The 16442-nt window shown below is 50.5% G+C and carries 16 protein-coding genes; 5 read left to right on the top strand and 11 right to left on the bottom strand.

What is annotated here, in order from left to right:
• Window position 1: 1 nt before the first annotated feature.
• Together aceF and lpdA are read left to right on the top strand one after the other, a co-directional pair.
• Window positions 2-1312 carry a dihydrolipoyllysine-residue acetyltransferase gene (gene aceF, locus AOC32_RS05350; RefSeq protein WP_108508488.1) on the top strand — a complete coding sequence of 437 codons (1311 nt, stop codon included), beginning with the start codon at window positions 2-4 and terminating at the stop codon, window positions 1310-1312.
• Between the two features lie 9 nt (window positions 1313-1321).
• Window positions 1322-3103, top strand: a complete 1782-nt coding sequence (lpdA, locus tag AOC32_RS05345) for a dihydrolipoyl dehydrogenase (RefSeq protein WP_108508487.1) — start codon at window positions 1322-1324, stop codon at window positions 3101-3103.
• An 81-nt stretch (window positions 3104-3184) separates the two neighbouring features.
• On the opposite strand, the gene AOC32_RS05340 is transcribed toward lpdA, so the two are convergent.
• Window positions 3185-3748 (bottom strand): phasin family protein, encoded by a 564-nt coding sequence (locus tag AOC32_RS05340; protein ID WP_108508486.1) that lies wholly within the window; start codon window positions 3746-3748, stop codon window positions 3185-3187.
• Window positions 3749-3962: 214 nt separating this feature from the next.
• On the opposite strand from AOC32_RS05340, the gene AOC32_RS05335 reads away from it, so the two are divergent.
• The 3 genes from AOC32_RS05335 to AOC32_RS05325 are packed head-to-tail and all read left to right on the top strand — an operon-like array spanning window position 3963 to window position 6848.
• Window positions 3963-4814 (top strand): histone deacetylase family protein, encoded by an 852-nt coding sequence (locus AOC32_RS05335; protein WP_108509353.1) that lies wholly within the window; start codon window positions 3963-3965, stop codon window positions 4812-4814.
• Between the two features lie 8 nt (window positions 4815-4822).
• Window positions 4823-5707, top strand: coding sequence for a DMT family transporter (locus tag AOC32_RS05330; protein ID WP_108508485.1), 885 nt, complete (start codon window positions 4823-4825; stop codon window positions 5705-5707).
• Between the two features lie 43 nt (window positions 5708-5750).
• Window positions 5751-6848: a serine hydrolase gene (locus AOC32_RS05325; RefSeq protein ID WP_234409702.1), complete on the top strand. Its 1098-nt coding sequence runs from the start codon at window positions 5751-5753 to the stop codon at window positions 6846-6848.
• Window positions 6849-6851: 3 nt separating this feature from the next.
• Here the strand turns inward: AOC32_RS05325 and AOC32_RS05320 are convergent, their stop codons facing one another.
• The 10 genes from AOC32_RS05320 to AOC32_RS05275 all read right to left on the bottom strand — a co-directional run bounded on the left by AOC32_RS05320 (window position 6852) and on the right by AOC32_RS05275 (window position 16389).
• A complete protein-coding gene (locus AOC32_RS05320; RefSeq protein ID WP_108508484.1) occupies window positions 6852-7658 on the bottom strand; it encodes an IclR family transcriptional regulator in 807 nt (268 codons plus the stop codon).
• A 97-nt stretch (window positions 7659-7755) separates the two neighbouring features.
• Window positions 7756-8784: a quinone-dependent dihydroorotate dehydrogenase gene (locus AOC32_RS05315; protein WP_108508483.1), complete on the bottom strand. Its 1029-nt coding sequence runs from the start codon at window positions 8782-8784 to the stop codon at window positions 7756-7758.
• Window positions 8777-9538: an arginyltransferase gene (locus tag AOC32_RS05310; RefSeq protein WP_108508482.1), complete on the bottom strand. Its 762-nt coding sequence runs from the start codon at window positions 9536-9538 to the stop codon at window positions 8777-8779. Before AOC32_RS05310 ends, AOC32_RS05315 begins: the two co-directional genes overlap by 8 nt.
• Window positions 9535-10272, bottom strand: a complete 738-nt coding sequence (gene aat / locus AOC32_RS05305; RefSeq protein WP_108508481.1) for a leucyl/phenylalanyl-tRNA--protein transferase — start codon at window positions 10270-10272, stop codon at window positions 9535-9537. The genes AOC32_RS05310 and aat overlap by 4 nt, the downstream gene beginning before the upstream one ends.
• A gap of 15 nt (window positions 10273-10287) precedes the next feature.
• Window positions 10288-10842 (bottom strand): NUDIX hydrolase, encoded by a 555-nt coding sequence (locus tag AOC32_RS05300; RefSeq protein WP_108508480.1) that lies wholly within the window; start codon window positions 10840-10842, stop codon window positions 10288-10290.
• Window positions 10839-12653 (bottom strand): bifunctional chorismate-binding protein/class IV aminotransferase, encoded by a 1815-nt coding sequence (locus tag AOC32_RS05295; RefSeq protein ID WP_108508479.1) that lies wholly within the window; start codon window positions 12651-12653, stop codon window positions 10839-10841. Before AOC32_RS05295 ends, AOC32_RS05300 begins: the two co-directional genes overlap by 4 nt.
• A 4-nt stretch (window positions 12654-12657) precedes the next feature.
• Window positions 12658-13233: a peptidylprolyl isomerase gene (locus tag AOC32_RS05290; RefSeq protein ID WP_108508478.1), complete on the bottom strand. Its 576-nt coding sequence runs from the start codon at window positions 13231-13233 to the stop codon at window positions 12658-12660.
• A 42-nt stretch (window positions 13234-13275) separates the two neighbouring features.
• On the bottom strand, window positions 13276-14571 hold the full coding sequence (locus AOC32_RS05285) for a Y-family DNA polymerase (protein WP_108509351.1): 1296 nt from the start codon (window positions 14569-14571) through the stop codon (window positions 13276-13278).
• A 6-nt stretch (window positions 14572-14577) separates the two neighbouring features.
• Window positions 14578-15024, bottom strand: a complete 447-nt coding sequence (locus tag AOC32_RS05280; protein ID WP_108508477.1) for a LexA family protein — start codon at window positions 15022-15024, stop codon at window positions 14578-14580.
• Between the two features lie 57 nt (window positions 15025-15081).
• Window positions 15082-16389, bottom strand: a complete 1308-nt coding sequence (locus AOC32_RS05275; RefSeq protein ID WP_108508476.1) for a replication-associated recombination protein A — start codon at window positions 16387-16389, stop codon at window positions 15082-15084.
• Window positions 16390-16442: the final 53 nt, after the last annotated feature.

The raw sequence follows: 16442 nt of genomic DNA, 5'->3' as shown, positions 1-16442 counted from the left end.
CATGAGTCAATTACTTGAAATCAAGGTCCCCGATATTGGGGACTATCAGGATGTGCCGGTGATTGAGGTGCATATCAAACCAGGTGATCGCGTTGAGAAAGAGCAATCCCTCATCACGCTCGAGTCCGATAAGGCCACCATGGATGTGCCATCCTCCCATGCAGGAGTGGTGAAAGAGGTCAAGGTCAAGGTGGGAGACAACATCTCCGAAGGTGGCGTCGTACTTTTATTGGAGGCAAGTGATGCGGTCGCGTCCGCGCCTGCTGCCTCTGCAGCTCCACCAGCGCAAGTTGCACCTGCGGCCCCGGCACCGGTGGCATCTTCACCAACACCCCCACCAGCAGCGATACCTGCCGTAGCTTCTATACGAGCTGAACCAGTAAGCTCGATCGATGGCGCAAGCCATGCCAGCCCATCGGTTCGTAAGTTTGCCCGTGAGTTGGGTGTGACGATCGCGCAGGTCAAAGGCACAGGTCCCAAAGGGCGCATTTCACAAGAAGATGTGCAGGCCTTCGTTAAATCTGTAATGACTGGTGCAACGACACCAGCAAGTCAAAGTACAAGCGGCAGTTTAGGAGGCCTTAATCTCTTGCCATGGCCTAAGGTTGACTTTAGTAAATTTGGTGAGACCGAGCGTCAACCGCTCTCCCGGATTAAGAAACTCTCGGCCGCTAATCTGGCGCGCAACTGGGTCATGATTCCGGCGGTTACTTATCATGAGGATGCCGATATTACCGACCTTGAGGCATTTAGAGTTCAGACCAATAAAGAGAATGAGAAGCAGGGTAGCAAAATTACGATGCTCGCATTCTTAATTAAGGCTTCCGTAGCCGCATTGAAGAAGTACCCCGAGTTCAATGCCTCACTCGATGGTGATGATCTCGTCCTCAAAAAGTATTTCCATATTGCCTTTGCAGCCGATACCCCCAATGGTCTGGTTGTGCCAGTGATTCGCAATGCGGATCAAAAAGGGATCTTCGAGATTGCCAGAGAGACCGCAGAACTCGCAGCGCTTGCCCGTGAGGGCAAGTTAAAGCCCGAGCAAATGCAAGGAGCCAGTTTCACGATTTCATCCCTGGGTGGAATTGGTGGTACATACTTTGCGCCCATCATTAATGCTCCTGAGGTAGCGATTCTGGGCGTTAGCAAAGCTGCCATGAAACCGGTTTGGGATGGCAAAGCTTTTGTTCCTAGATTAATCTGCCCACTATCACTCACAGCCGATCATCGCGTGATTGATGGCGCATTAGCGACGCGCTTTAATGTTTATATTTCGCAGTTACTCGCCGACTTCCGTCGCGCTGTTTTGTAGGAGAAGGTGATGAGTCAACATGCGATCGTAGTACCTGATATTGGGGATTACTCTGATGTACCAGTCATTGAAGTTTTGGTGAAAGTCGGTGATGCCATTGAGAAAGAGCAGCCACTGATTGTTCTGGAATCCGATAAGGCCACCATGGAGGTCCCCGCGGATCAAGCGGGTATTGTCACGAGCCTTGCAGTGAAGGTGGGCGATAAGGTGAGTAAGGGTTCGGTGATTGGTCAGCTTGAAGTATCGGGTACGGCTTCATCAGCTACTCCAGCGACTACAAAATCATCAGCACCACCAGTACCACCAGCGCCACCCGCAGCCATTCCGGTTCCAGCTGGTGCGTATCAGGGTAAGGTACAGCATGAATGCGAGGTGCTCGTCTTGGGCGCTGGCCCTGGAGGCTATAGTGCCGCATTTCGAAGTGCAGACTTGGGTGCCAATGTGATTTTGGTCGAGCGCTACCCAACCCTTGGTGGCGTTTGTCTGAATGTGGGTTGCATTCCGTCCAAGGCACTGTTGCACACCGCAGCCGTGATGGATGAGGTTAAGCATATGGCCAAGCACGGCATTGAATTTGCGCCTCCCAAAATTAATCTTGATCAATTACGCCAGCACAAAGAGGGCGTGATTGCCAAGTTAACCGGTGGGCTAGCGGGTATGGCCAAGATGCGTAAGGTCAATGTCGTGAGAGGTCTTGGACGTTTTCTGGATGCGCATCATGTGGAAGTTGATGGATGCACAGGAAGTGGACAAGATCTATCGGGCCAAAAAGAAGTGATCCGTTTTCAGAAAGCCATTATTGCCGCTGGTAGTCAACCCATTGCTTTGCCCTTTATGCCTAAGGATCCCCGCGTGGTGGATAGTACGGGCGCATTGCTATTAAAGAGTATTCCAAAGCGTATGTTGGTAATTGGTGGCGGCATTATTGGTTTGGAGATGGCCACCGTCTATAGCGCACTCGGTTCTCGCATCGATATTGTGGAGATGATGGATGGTTTGATGGCTGGGGCTGATCGTGATCTCGAGCGCGTTTGGGAGAAAATGAACGCGCATCGCTTCGATCACATCATGCTCAAAACCCGTGCGGTTCGTGCAGAGGCCAAGCCGGATGGCATTGAGGTTTATTTTGAGGGTGAGAAGTCGCCAGGCAGCCCACAACGTTACGACCTTGTGTTGGTAGCAGTAGGGCGCACCCCCAATGGTAAGAAGATTGATGCAGGTGCTGCCGGTGTGCAGGTTGACGAGCGCGGATTTATTCCTGTCGATGCACAAATGCGAACCAATGTAGCCAATATCTTTGCGATTGGCGACATTGTTGGACAACCCATGTTGGCGCACAAGGCTGTGCATGAAGGTCATGTTGCAGCAGAGGCCGCGGCTGGTCAGAAGTCTTACTTTGATGCTAAGCAAATTCCGTCGGTCGCCTATACCGATCCAGAGGTAGCATGGGCTGGGCTGACTGAAGAACAGTGCAAGGCACAAGGCATTGCCTATGAAAAAGGCTTATTTCCTTGGGCCGCTAGTGGACGGGCGATTGCCAATGGTCGTGACGAAGGCTTTACTAAATTGCTCTTTGACGCCAACACTCACCGCATTATTGGTGGAGGCATTGTGGGAACCAATGCGGGCGATCTGATTGGTGAGGTGTGCCTAGCGATTGAGATGGGGGCCGATTCGGTCGATATTGGCAAGACCATTCATCCGCATCCAACCCTAGGAGAGTCTGTAGGATTGGCGGCAGAAGCACACCATGGATCGTGTACCGATTTGCCACCCGCAAAGAAGAAATAGCGTACAAAAAAGATTTACTACTTTTGAGTCCCAAGCAAAAACCCCGCCGTAGCGGGGTTTTGACTTCCTACGTTCTGTAAATTACTCAGATGACTTTTTGGAAGCCTTCGCTGCCTTGCTCGCGGCTTTGGTCACGGTATCAGCTGCATTTTGCATATTCGCTTGCGCAACTTCCATCGCGTGCTTGATCGCTTTTTGGCTGGTCTCATAGCTGTTGTTTGCTGCTGCGATCGCTTGCTTCATCATTTGAACGGCAGCGTCTGAACCGGCTGGAGCGTTTTTGGTCCACTCATCAACCATGGATTGCATTTTTTTCTGGTTAGCGGCGAACTCTGCCTCGGCGGTTTTAGTAAAAGCATGCGAGCTATCTTGTGCAATCTCATAAAGATCACGACCGTAGTTCATCATGCGCTCAGCCATTGGCTGAATCATTTCAGCTTGCTGGGTAATGAGTTGCTGTACGTCACGAACCTCGAGCGCTTTCTTGGCATTGCTCATGCTCTCGCTCAAACTATTCTTGGCAATTTGCATATTGAGCTCAACGAGTTTCTCAACACTTTTAAGGGCTTGGTTAGTTAGACCGGCAAGGGTCTCAAGATTGGCCTTTTGGGCGGCCGCAATTTGTTCAGGGGTTAAGTTCATCATGGACTCCTTCAGTTAAATAGGGGAGACTAGCTTTAATCATCTTACCCTTGATTATAGAAGAACTTATGTTGCGTTGCAACAAAAAATATTAGCCGTAAGGTTAATATTAATAATCCAATATAATCAATTACTTATATAAGAAACCTTAGATTCCTTGAAAGCCTACTACAGCGATCACTTTGTGCTCCCGTTGCCCACAGGGCACCGGTTTCCAATGGCGAAGTACAAAATGCTGCGAGATTTGGTTGTTGATCTTTCAAATACTCAATTGCTTGAAGCGCCACGGGCGAGCGATACCGAACTGCTCCTGGCCCATGATGCATCGTACGTGCAACGCGTAATTGGTGGAACCCTGACCGAGGCAGAACAGAAAGAAATCGGATTTCCTTGGTCAGAGAAAATGGTGGAGCGCTCCCGCCGCTCGGTGGGCGCCACAATTGCCGCATGCCAATCAGCCATCGCGGAGGGTGTCGCAGTCAACTTGGCGGGCGGTACGCACCATGCGTATCGCAATAAGGGCTCGGGCTTTTGTGTTTTCAATGACGCTGCGATTGCGGCGCGGGTGTTGATAAAGGACCCAATCGGTCTTCAAAAAATTGGCATACTGGATCTCGATGTTCATCAAGGCGATGGCACGGCGGCGATTTTGCAACACGATCCAGCGATTTGCACGGTCTCGATCCATGGCGAGAAGAACTATCCATTTGCAAAGACCAGCAGTGATCTAGACATCGCCTTGGCCGATGGTAGTGACGATGCCATCTATTTAGAGGTACTTGAGCAGGCCATCGCGTTTCTATCGCAGCAGGAGATTGAGTTTCTAATTTACTTGGCAGGGGCTGATCCTTTTGAGGGTGATCGTTTGGGTCGTCTAAGACTCACAAAAGAGGGGCTAGCGCTACGTGATCAACGCGTCATGGCATTTGTGCGAGAGCGGGGCATCCCTATCGCCATTGCGATGGCAGGAGGGTACGCCAATCCAATTGAGGATACCGTGCAAATTCATTATCAAACGATCCAAATTGCAAGTGCGCATCAGCATACAATGAGTATTTCCAAGTCTTAACCCTTTTCATGAAGTCAGCCACTCCGATTGAGGCATTTGCCGCGCCATTGTTTGTGTTTATCTGGAGTACGGGTTTCATCATTGCGCGCTTTGGCATGCCGTACATGGAGCCCGCCACATTTTTATTCCTGCGCTTTACTGGTGTATTGCTCGTGATGGGTCTCATCATTTTGTTCTGGAAACCCATCTGGCCCAATCGCTCCCAGACCATCCATATTGCAGTCGCTGGAGTGCTATTGCAATTTGGCTATGTGATGGGGGTGTGGAGCGCGGTGCGCTTGGGAATGACCGCTGGACTGATCGCATTGATTGTGGGATTGCAACCCATCTTAACGGCGTGGAGTGCTTCATGGGTTGCCGAGCGGGTTAACTATCGCCAATGGCTTGGTTTGGTTTTGGGCATTGGTGGTGTGGCTTTGGTGGTAGCCGATAAAACCAGCTTTTTGGATATTCCGATGAGTGCCTATGGTTTTGCGATTGCCGCTTTATTTGCCATTACCTTTGGTACGCTCTACCAGAAAAAATACTGCCCAGATTTTGATCTTCGGGCCGGATCGATGATTCAGTTTTCGATCTCAGCTCTCTTGTGCTTGATTGTTGCCTTGCTCTTTGAGACCCGTGAGATTGTCTGGAATGCGCCAGTGATTGGGGCCTTGCTCTGGGGCATTTTGCCCACCTCGATTGGTGCAATTAGTTTATTGTTTATTTTGATTCGTAAGGGTGCTGCCACCAAGGTTACGAGTCTCTTATATCTAACACCACCCACCACAGCCTTGATGGCCTGGATACTATTTGATGAACCCCTGACTCTCATGATGCTAGCGGGGCTATTGCTCACCATGACCGCAGTGATTTTGGTGAACTACCAAGGAAAAATAGTAGCCAAGCGCTAATCCAGTTATTATTATGTAACTGTACTGAATTCTGGGATTTATATTGAGATTGATTCAAGCGTTTATTAATTCAGTTACTCGTCATTTGTCTGAACAGCAGACAAGGGCCCGACGCCCCCTCCAGATTCTTCTCCTTGGTATTCTTAGCATCACTCTTGGTGTTACTGAGCCAGCCTTGGCGCAGTCTTCAAGTAGCTCCCAAGCGAACAAACCTAAACAGAGCACGCAAGCAAAAAAGCCCGCCGCGGCCCAAAAGCCCAAGTCCGCCAATCCCAAGCAGGTGCGAACTACGGTTAATCGCCCCAAGAATCCCCCGCCAGCAGCTGGTCGCCCATCGTTTGCGACCGCGATGGGTTTGCGCAACCAACCGGATGATCTCAATCTCAAGTCGAGTGTGGCGATGGTGGTGGATCAGCATTCCAAAGAAATCCTCTTTGAGAAAAATCCCGATGTCAGCTTGCCAATTGCGTCCATTACAAAGCTCATGACCGCAATGGTGGTGCTTGATTCCAATGCGCCACTGAACGAAGTTCTCACGATTACCCAAGAGGATGTGAAGATTTATGCCAAATCTCGCTTGTCCTTGGGGACCAAGCTAACCCGTGAGGAAGCGCTTCTCCTAGCACTAATGTCCTCTGAGAACCGCGCCTCGTATTTATTGGCTCGTAATTATCCAGGCGGTGCGAAGGCCTTCGTCGAGGCCATGAATCACAAGGCTTACTCTTTGGGAATGACCCATTCTAACTTTACCGATCCAACCGGTTTATTAGCTACTAATGTATCGACCGCTGAGGACTTGGCCAGAATGCTGGTTGCTTCGTATAACTACAAATTGATTCGGGAGTTCTCCGTATGGCCCGATACCACCTTGGTGATTAATAAGCGCCCACAGGTGTTTCTGAACACCAACCGTCTGGTGCGCGCGGGTGATATGGAAATCGGCTTGCAAAAAACAGGATTCATTAGTGCGGCTGGTAAGTGCTTGGTGATGCAAGCCAAGGTGAATGGGCTGCCGATACTATTGGTGTTCTTGGATTCGGTTGGAACCCAATCGCGTTTTGCCGATGCAGTACGGGTGCGCGATTGGATTGAAAGCTATCAGCCTGGTGAGCCAAAGCCGATTCGCCGCCTCACAATGTAGAAACTAGTCGGTCTTGGAGACCGCTTGGGGTTTATATCCCAGACCTTTGGAAATTTGCAGCGCAGTTTCTTGTAAGGCCTTAAGCCAATCGGGTTGCATGCGATCGGTTGGCGAGCTAAGTGATAAACCCGCCACCAACTTGCCCGTATCATCTAAAATCCCGGCAGCGAGGCAACTCACTCCAAGTTCAAGCTCTTCGTTATCCCGCGAGTGGCCCACATGGCGAACACTACCAAGCTCACTCTCGAGCTTGGCTAGTTGAGTGATGCTATTGCGTGTATGACCAGCAAGACCCGTGCGGGTTGCATAGGCGCGTACTTGATTGGGGTCATCCACCGCCAAAAATAATTTACCAACAGAGGTCAGGTGCAAGGGCGCGCGACCACCAATGGCGCGCACCACCTGCATCCCAGAGCGCTCGCTATAAGCACGATCGACGTAGACAATTTCATCACCCTGCCGAACCGAGAGGTTGACAGTTTCACCGGTGAGCTTATGAAGGGCTCGCATCGGCAGTTGAGCGGCCTCTCGAACTGATAAGCGCTCTTTGACCAAATTACCGAGTTCCAAGAGTCGCAAGCCTAATTTATAGGTACCGCCATCACCGCGCTCGACTAAGCGACAGGCAACCATATCGTTGAGAATACGGTGTGCGGTAGATGGATGTAAGCCGGTTTTTTGAGAGAGCAGTTTGAGGCTACTCGCTTCTTCTTGATCGGCCAAGCAATCAAGCAGGTTCATCATGCGTTCAACGACCTGAATCGCCGTCTTGCCAACATCACCGGAGTTTTTGTTTGCCTTGCTATCCATATCAATGATTGTAATGAGTTTTTACAGCATTGCGTATTGTGAAATCTAATAGTAAATCAAGCCGGACAATTCAACAACTGAGAAGCAAATGAAATCCTTAAGGGAAGGCCCGCACACAATCTGCAACTAGTTTAGGGCCTTGATAGATGAGCCCAGTATAGATTTGCACCAAACTAGCGCCTGCATCAAGCTTCTGTTTGACGTTCTCAGCAGACAGGATGCCACCAACCCCAATAATGGGAACGCGGTTGTGAAGTACCTGAAATAAATCATGAATGGTTTGATTAGAGCGCGCCAAGACCGGTGACCCTGAGAGGCCACCCGTTTCATGACCGTGCTCGAGCTCTTCTACACCGGTGCGAGCAATGGTGGTGTTCGTAGCGATTACTGCATCGATCTCAAACTCAATTAAGAGATCCGCAATCAGCCTGAGGTCGGCTACCTCGAGATCCGGTGCAATTTTTAGAAAGAGTGGCTTACGCACGCCGAACTGATTACTTAAATCCTCGCGAGTTTGGTGAAGCGCTTGCAATAACTGGCGTAACATCGCTTCACCCTGAAGATCGCGTAAGTTTTTAGTATTGGGTGATGAGATGTTGGCGGTGATGTAGCTTGCTACTGGATAGACCTTTCGCATGCAGGTGATGTAGTCATTGGCAGCATCTTCAATGGGTGTGCTGGCATTCTTACCAATATTAAGACCAATCACGCCACCTTCTTGATAAAACCGTGAACGCTTGACGCGTTCAACACAGGCATCGACTCCATCATTATTAAAGCCCATGCGATTAATTAGGGCGTGCGCGCTTGGTAGACGAAACATGCGCGGCTTAGGATTGCCGGGCTGTGGCAAGGGAGTGACTGTGCCAATCTCTAAGAACCCAAAACCAAGGCTTGCAAGTGTGTCGATATGCTTACCATCTTTATCTAAGCCGGCGGCCAAACCCACTGGATTGCGAAATTGCAACCCACAGAGCTCAACCCGCTTGATGATGGGTTTGCCAATCAAGGCCTTCAGAAGTCCGCAGCGCTCTAGGCGATCTAATTGTGCGAAGGAAAAATCATGAGCCTCTTCGGGGTCAAGCGAGAACAGCAGGGGACGAACAAGCGGGTAGGTATTAATCATCAGTATGCTGATCCGGCAACAAGCGTTGCCACTGATCGTTGATCAATCCTTCTAGTGGTTGAAATTTAATCTTGTATGACATTTTAGGGCTTTGTGCAATGTAGTAGCCCAAATATAAATAGGGTAGACCCAGTTGCATAACCTGATCAATCTGCCATAGGACACTATAGGTGCCATAGCTCGTACCCGTTTCACCAGAATCATAAAAGGTATAAACCGAGGAGATGCCTTGCTCCAACACATCAATCATGCTCACCATGCGCAGACGACCAGGGTGTGGATCATTCGGACCATCCCGAAACTCCACCATGCGCGAGTTAACCCGGCTTTGCAATAAGAACTGTGTGTATTGCTCCTGGTTGTCATACTCCATCAAACTGGAATGATGACGGGTCGATTGATACTGCTGATAGAGCTGGTAGTGCTCGTCAGTAAACGCAAGGCTTAAGACCTGAGTTTGCAATCCGGCGTGTTTTTGCCAAGTGCGGCGTTGACTACGATTCGGTGTAAAGGAGGCCACTGGAATGCGTGTTGCGATACAGGCTTTGCAATGATCGCAATAGGGTCGATAGGTATACGAGCCACTACGACGAAAACCCGCATTTACCAAATTGCTATACACATCGGCGCCGATGGAATGGGTAGGAGTAGCAACTTGCGAGCGAGCAATTTGCTTGGGAATGTAGCTGCATGGATAGGGCGCTGTGGCATAAAACTGAATCGCCGTAATTGGTAGTTCGTGAACGCGGCTCATCGCAGGTATCTCTCTAGAATGAACTTATTCATCGCCCATTTTCCTTGGATTGGAGCAAGCACAGCACGCTCTACATGCCTCAGGAACTCGGGGCGGCTAATGGGCATGGCCCCCAAGGAGCGAAGGTGGGCGGTCTCTTGTTGGCAATCAATGAAGGTCACACCATGATCGTAGCACCATGCGCACAAGGCTGCTAAAGCGAGCTTGGAGGAGTCGCGAACCCTGGAAAACATCGACTCGCCAAACACCATCGCCCCAAAAGAGACGCAATACAGGCCACCAATGGCTTGGTGATTCCGCTCCAAGGTAATGCAATGGGCATGACCTTGCTCATGCAATGCCGTGTATGCATCCATGATTTCATGGGTAATCCACGTGCCATCTTGGCCCTGGCGTTCGGTGGTGGCGCAGGCGCGCATCACCCCCGGAAAATCATGATCAACCCGCAATGTCATGCTCGGATCATCCAAGCATGCACGAATTGTTTTGCGTAATGACTGACTAATTTTGAGATTCGCGGGATTGAGGGTCATGCGTGGGCCAGGTGACCACCACAAGACGGGCTGATGATCGGAATACCAGGGAAAAATACCGCTGCGGTAAGCGCGCTCCAACTGTCCAGGATAGATGCGTTCACTCACTGCTAATAGCCCCGGCACCTCCGGGTCGGGATCGGGCTGAGTGAGTGGGTTAGGGAATGGATCGCTTGGGCCAAGCCACGGGATAGTACTCATGATCAGTGAAACAACTTACTCAATGCGCTCACCGGGCAAAATATCACGCGAGCGCGTACGGCCTTGCAAAATGCCGCCGCCACGGAGATCATCAAAATACCACTGCAAGGTCTGCTTCACAGTTGGAAAGGCAAGTTCTGACCAAGGGATTTGTGCTTCGGTAAATAAGCCGACCTCTAAACTCTCGATACCCGCTTCAAAGTGGGGCGTGCGCATCTGAGCTAAATAAAACAGGTGAACTTGCTCGACATGCGCTACATTCAAAAGCGAGAAGAGGGGGCCAATGTCGACATGCGCACCAGCCTCCTCAAGGGTCTCGCGGGCAGCGCCGTGTTCAGTGCTCTCACCAACCTCTAGAAAGCCTGCTGGCAGAGTCCAGTAACCATGTCGTGGTGCAATCGCACGTCGACAGAGAAGGACTTGATTCTCCCAAATGGGAATGGTGCCAACCACATTGCGCGGATTACGATAATGGATCTCACCGCATTGCGCGCAGACATGACGCATGCGCGTATCGTCAGGCGGTATTTGCAGGCGGACATTGGAGCCGCAAGAGGAGCAGTAGTTCATAAATGAGCCGGAATCATTCCACGCAAAGCATTGCATAGCATTATTTCATTAGCGTTTACTACCTGAGCAATAGTCAGGTTCGCCTCGCGGGCATTCATGCTCGGATCGGCCAAGATGACCGAACGCATCACACCTGGCAGTACCCCTGCAGATAGCGGTGGTGTGAGCCACGGACCATTCACATTCTCCCGAATAAAGATACTGGTGCGACCACCTTCGGTAACATGACCATGCTCATTGATAAATAAGGCATCAAAGCCACCTAGCTCAACTGCTTTGTGCCAAGCGGCATCGTAGATCACACGCTCGCTAATCTTGTGACGCAATAAGGGGTGATGCGACTGCATGGTGAGTTGCTGTGGTGTGTAATCACCTTGCAAAATCTCATGAGCCCAAAACAACTGAACAGGACCGGGGAGCATCTCAATCACGGAATGCGATAGTGATAGTTGGCCAGTTGCACTTAAATCAATCCGCACACGATGGATGTGATCGTGCGCTAAATCGGTTGCGGCCGCTTGCACCATCTTTAGCAAAGCATCGCAATCAAATTGAATTCCTAAATCACGCGCTGAGCTCGACAGACGCTCGAGATGCCTTGACCAGTTTGCAATTCGGGTGAGGTCGCTACCAGGATCAAAACGAATGGTTTCAAAGATTCCTACACCGCTTGGCAGGCTTGTTAAGAATGTAGCCTTGAGTTGACACTCTTGGTATTCAGTATTGGCATCGGAGTCTATGGTAATTCCGGCGCCGACACCTAAGACAAAAGACGATGAATCAGATTGTGCATGTTGATTTATCTGTAGGGTGCGGATTGGCACACTCATGGCAAAGTCGCCGTTGGGATCAAACCAACCCAATGCACCGCAATACCAGCCGCGCGGTTGATCCTCTAGCGCCTGAATAATCTCCATACTGCGTTTTTTGGGAGCGCCCGTGACTGAGCCGCATGGGAACACGGCCCGCAGCACATCCTCAATCCGAAGATTAGCTCGTGGCTTTGCTTGCACGGTTGAGGTCATTTGTAAGACCTGACCATGTTGCTTAACCTCAAAGAGCGCTGGAACATGAACCGATCCAGTTTGTGCGATGCGCCCTAGATCATTACGCAAGAGATCCACAATCATGACGTTCTCCGCTTGATTCTTGGGATCATTCGCTAATTCATTTGCCTGTGCTAAAGCGGCATCGGCCGTACCCTTCATGGGTTCTGCAATTAGGGTGTCGCCAGAGCGCCGAATAAACAGTTCAGGGGACTGCGATAAGACTGCCTGATGACCATCTTCAATGAACGCACCATAACGTCCCGGTTGACGCTCTCGTAAGCGCGCATAGAGGGCCAGGGGTGAGCCATAGGCTTCGCCATACACCCGGTAGGAGTGATTAATTTGATAGGTATCGCCCGCTGCAATCCATGCTTGAATGCGCCCAATATCCTCAGTAAAACGTACTTGATTGATGGAGTCGTGCCGATTAAGGATGCCACTTGGTGTTGACTCCATCGCTAGGCGTTCGTGTAGAAACGCATCGACCGCCTCTTTGGAGAGTTTGCTGACTTCAGTAAAAGACCATGCTCTGAGTAAAGGCAGTGGCTCTGGGTGCTTACATGTAATTCCTTGCCAGTAATAACCGAGCTCATAGGCAAAGAGTGCAACCACATATTGACCCTGACCTAGGGCGGTCTCGATACCATCAAAGCAAGTATCTAACTCATGAAATCGATTAGCACACCACTCTTGTTGGACGTGTTGATAGAGTCGACTGGTGGGTTGCTCCCGACTACTCTCAACATCGTCTAACAATAGCATTGGCTTATTTGAGGATGGTGACCGACTCAATCACGACAGGCGTATTGGGTACATCGGCCATGCGACCACGTGGGGTTGAAGCAACCCCGGTTGGTACTTGCTTAATCTTATCAATGGTTTGTGTCCCCGAAATCACTTTTCCAAAGACGGTATAACCGCTTCCCATCGCATTCGGAAAATCCAAGCCTGGATTGTCTTTGACATTGATGTAAAACTGCGCAGTCGCTGAATCGGGATCGGAGGTTCTTGCCATGGCAATGGTGTAGATCTGATTCTTTAAACCATTTTGCGCTTCAGAGACCACGGGTGGCTGCGTTGGTTTTTGTACCAGCTCGGTGGTAAATCCACCACCTTGCACCATAAAACCATTAATCACGCGGTGGAATACGGTGCCGTTATAGAAACCGCTCTTTACATACGCCAAAAAATTATTGACGGTCTTAGGGGCTTTATCGGAGTCAAGATCGACAACGAAGTTACCGAGATTGGTCTTAAATTCTACTTTGGGCCCTGCGTATGAGAACCCTGAGAGGGTGGTGATACTAATAGCGAGACCCAGTGAGAGCCAAAATTTGCGCATCGTGTTTCCTTTAATTGCAATGGTTATGGATGCTTCATTGTATTAGCGATTGGCGCATGCTTGGGCAAGCTCATGCCAGGCCGTAGTGTAGTTGGGGCTGCGCTCGGAAGAGCGCATAGTCCACTGCGGACGTAAACCAGCAGCTGCTAGGCGTAGGGTATTAGAGCCGTACTCTTGATTGAGTCGATCCATCACTTGCATGAGTTGGGATGAGCGCTCGCGTTGTGGCGGATTGCAAAAAAGATCGCCAAGATCTTGACCGGCTGGGTGTAGATCCAACAACATCACCCCCGCTTTCTTGTACGCAAAGCCAGGACGATAAATGCGCTCAATACCCGCGCTAGCGTATTTGGCCAAGACGCGTGTGTCATCCGTACCTACCAATAGGGGGATGGTAATACTCTTGGCGTATTGAGGATCATGGGGTGCAAATGGATTGGTACGCAGATAAATCAGAAGGTGGGAGCACCACGAACCTTGTTGGCGTAGTTTCTCGGCAGCGCGCGTGACGTAACTCACCACCGCTTGGCGTAGCTCATCGAGCTCATGGACGGGCTTACCAAAACTTTTGCTCGAAATAATTTGATGCTTACGCACCGCCTGATGGTCTTCGGTATCCTCTAAATGAAGGCAACTAATGCCATTGAGCTCATGCACGGTACGCTCAAGCACGACGCCAAACCGTTTACGAATCAAACTAGTTGAGGCATATTTCAGGTCGCATACGCTCCGTATACCGCATTGCTCGAGTTTGATCTTTAGGCGTCGACCCACACCCCATACTTCACCAATCTCAATATCGGCCATCAAGGCATCGGCCTCCAGGCGATTGCAATGCGACCAACTAAATACGCCTTGATAGTGCAAACGTTTCTTGGCAATATGGTTCGCTAATTTGGCTAAGGTCTTGCTGTGCCCAATCCCAACGCAGGTTGGTAGTCCTAGGTATTGCTTAATGCGTTTACGCATTTGCTGGGCATGCGCTACCAAGTCATTTGGGATGCCAGTTAGATCTAAAAAGCATTCATCGATGGAGTAGATTTCTTGATGAGGTGCGAATTCTCCTAAGACGGCCATGAGGCGAGCGCTCATGTCGCCATAGAGGGTGTAGTTGGAGCTGAGCCAAATGAGGCCATGTGAGCGAATCAGATGTTTGGCTTCAAAGAAGGGTGCTCCCATCCGAATGCCGAGTGCGCGTGCTTCTTGGCTGCGGGCAACGATGCAGCCATCGTTATTGGATAACACCACAACGGGTTTGCCTTCGAGGCGAGGGTTAAAGACCCGCTCACACGAGACATAAAAATTATTGCCATCCACCAGAGCAAAGACAGGGCGCATAGACAACTACACCTTATGGATCACGTGCGCGACGACCCCCCAAATTTGCAACTCTTGCCCCTGACGAATCTCAATCGCGGGGTAATCGGGGTTATCAGCACAGAGCAAAATCTTGCCGCGTTGTTGATGTAAGCGTTTCACGGTGAGCTCTCCATCGAGAGCTGCAATCACGACGCGACCGTGACTGGGTTCGAGCGAGCGATCCACCACCAATAAGTCCCCATCATGAATCCCCGCCCCAATCATCGAGTTGCCTTTCACTCGCAAGAAGAAGGTAGCCTCCGGATGCAAGACCAAGTGTTCGTTGAGATCAAGGCGCTTGTCGTAATGATCAGCCGCGGGTGACGGAAACCCGGCAGGTGCGCGCCCAGCAATCAGGGGTCGATAGCAAGACCTACGCCGGATGGGGGCGAAGCACGAAGACAGCAGAGGGTTTAAATCAGGGGATTTCATATACTGTATATTTATACAGTATATAGTAATTTTGTTAGTTCAGAAACGGGCCATACCTTACGTTTTATTGGCCTGCTTATCTAAGCTACGCAAGAAGGCCATGCGTTCTGCAATCTTACTTTCAAGGCCACGCTCAACTGGCTCATACCAGCGCGGCTCTGCCATCCCTTCGGGTAAATACGATTCTCCTGCAGCGTAGGCATGGGGTTCATCATGAGCATAGCGATAGGCGTGACCATGCCCGAGGTCTTTCATAAGTTGGGTTGGGGCATTACGCAAATGCACCGGCACTTCACGACTGCGATCGCTTGCAACAAAAGCACGAGCCGCATTAAATGCGTGATAGCTTGCATTACTCTTGGGTGCCACTGCTAAATAAACGACGGCTTGCCCTAAGGCTAGCTCACCCTCGGGTGATCCCAAACGTTCATAGGTTTGTGCAGCATCATTGGCAAGTTGTATTGCCCGTGGATCGGCTAGACCAATGTCTTCCCACGCCATGCGCACAATCCGACGTGCGAGATAGCGCGGATCAGCACCACCATCGAGCATGCGGCATAACCAATAGAGCGCAGCATCGGGGTGTGAGCCGCGCACCGATTTATGTAAGGCTGAGATCTGGTCATAAAACTGATCACCGCCTTTATCAAAGCGCCGTGCATTGAGATTGAGGGTATTCTCAATCAGAGTCCGATCTACAGAAGTAATACCTTGAGTGCGGACGGTTTGTTGTAATTGCTCGACCAAGTTCATTAAGCGCCGCGCATCTCCATCGGCATAGCCCACGATGGTTGCCATCGCATCGTCACTAAGCGTAATGCTTGGCAAAGCATGATCGCAGGCACGTACTAAGAGTTGTCTTAACTCATCGCTGGTGAGTGGTTTGAGAACATAGACCTGAGCGCGCGAGAGAAGGGCAGCATTGACCTCAAAGGAGGGGTTCTCAGTAGTGGCGCCAATCACGGTGAAGAGACCTGATTCCATATGCGGTAGTAATGCATCTTGCTGACTCTTATTAAACCGATGAATCTCATCAACAAATAAAATCGTTTGCCGACCAAACTGAGCCATGTCATGATGCGCCTGCTCAATCGCCTCCCGGATTTCTTTAACACCTGCCAGGACAGCCGAGATCGCAATGAAGGAGTGACGAAAGGCTTGTGCGGATAATCTAGCAATCGTGGTTTTACCAACCCCAGGCGGACCCCACAAAATCATCGAATGCGGTTGACCACTTTCAAAGGCTAAGCGCAATGGTTTACCAGGCCCCAATAAGTGCGCTTGACCAATCACTTCATCGATGGCCTTGGGGCGCAAGGCCTCGGCCAATGGCGCAATGGGTTTGGAGTCAAATAGGCTGGGCATGGCCTTGATATTCTCGCACTTTTAAGGAAGCCGCTAGCGTCATGGCCATGACA

Origin of the sequence: Polynucleobacter acidiphobus, assembly GCF_003065385.1 — a bacterium.
In the GTDB taxonomy this organism is placed as follows: Bacteria; Pseudomonadota; Gammaproteobacteria; order Burkholderiales; family Burkholderiaceae; genus Polynucleobacter; species Polynucleobacter acidiphobus.
This window is presented reverse-complemented; position numbering and strand designations above follow the sequence as displayed.

Bases quoted from the DNA above. Each gene is read 5' to 3' on its own strand.
- aat (WP_108508481.1), bottom strand. From the start codon at position 10,272: ATGAGTACTATCCCGTGGCTTGGCCCAAGCGATCCATTCCCTAACCCA.
- AOC32_RS05295 (WP_108508479.1), bottom strand. From the start codon at position 12,653: ATGCTATTGTTAGACGATGTTGAGAGTAGTCGGGAGCAACCCACCAGT.
- AOC32_RS05275 (WP_108508476.1), bottom strand. From the start codon at position 16,389: ATGCCCAGCCTATTTGACTCCAAACCCATTGCGCCATTGGCCGAGGCC.
- AOC32_RS05335 (WP_108509353.1), top strand. From the start codon at position 3,963: ATGGCGAAGTACAAAATGCTGCGAGATTTGGTTGTTGATCTTTCAAAT.
- AOC32_RS05320 (WP_108508484.1), bottom strand. From the start codon at position 7,658: ATGGATAGCAAGGCAAACAAAAACTCCGGTGATGTTGGCAAGACGGCG.
- AOC32_RS05310 (WP_108508482.1), bottom strand. From the start codon at position 9,538: ATGAGCCGCGTTCACGAACTACCAATTACGGCGATTCAGTTTTATGCC.
- AOC32_RS05300 (WP_108508480.1), bottom strand. From the start codon at position 10,842: ATGAACTACTGCTCCTCTTGCGGCTCCAATGTCCGCCTGCAAATACCG.
- AOC32_RS05280 (WP_108508477.1), bottom strand. From the start codon at position 15,024: ATGAAATCCCCTGATTTAAACCCTCTGCTGTCTTCGTGCTTCGCCCCC.
- aceF (WP_108508488.1), top strand. From the start codon at position 2: ATGAGTCAATTACTTGAAATCAAGGTCCCCGATATTGGGGACTATCAG.
- lpdA (WP_108508487.1), top strand. From the start codon at position 1,322: ATGAGTCAACATGCGATCGTAGTACCTGATATTGGGGATTACTCTGAT.
- AOC32_RS05340 (WP_108508486.1), bottom strand. From the start codon at position 3,748: ATGATGAACTTAACCCCTGAACAAATTGCGGCCGCCCAAAAGGCCAAT.
- AOC32_RS05290 (WP_108508478.1), bottom strand. From the start codon at position 13,233: ATGCGCAAATTTTGGCTCTCACTGGGTCTCGCTATTAGTATCACCACC.
- AOC32_RS05285 (WP_108509351.1), bottom strand. From the start codon at position 14,571: ATGCGCCCTGTCTTTGCTCTGGTGGATGGCAATAATTTTTATGTCTCG.
- AOC32_RS05330 (WP_108508485.1), top strand. From the start codon at position 4,823: ATGAAGTCAGCCACTCCGATTGAGGCATTTGCCGCGCCATTGTTTGTG.
- AOC32_RS05315 (WP_108508483.1), bottom strand. From the start codon at position 8,784: ATGATTAATACCTACCCGCTTGTTCGTCCCCTGCTGTTCTCGCTTGAC.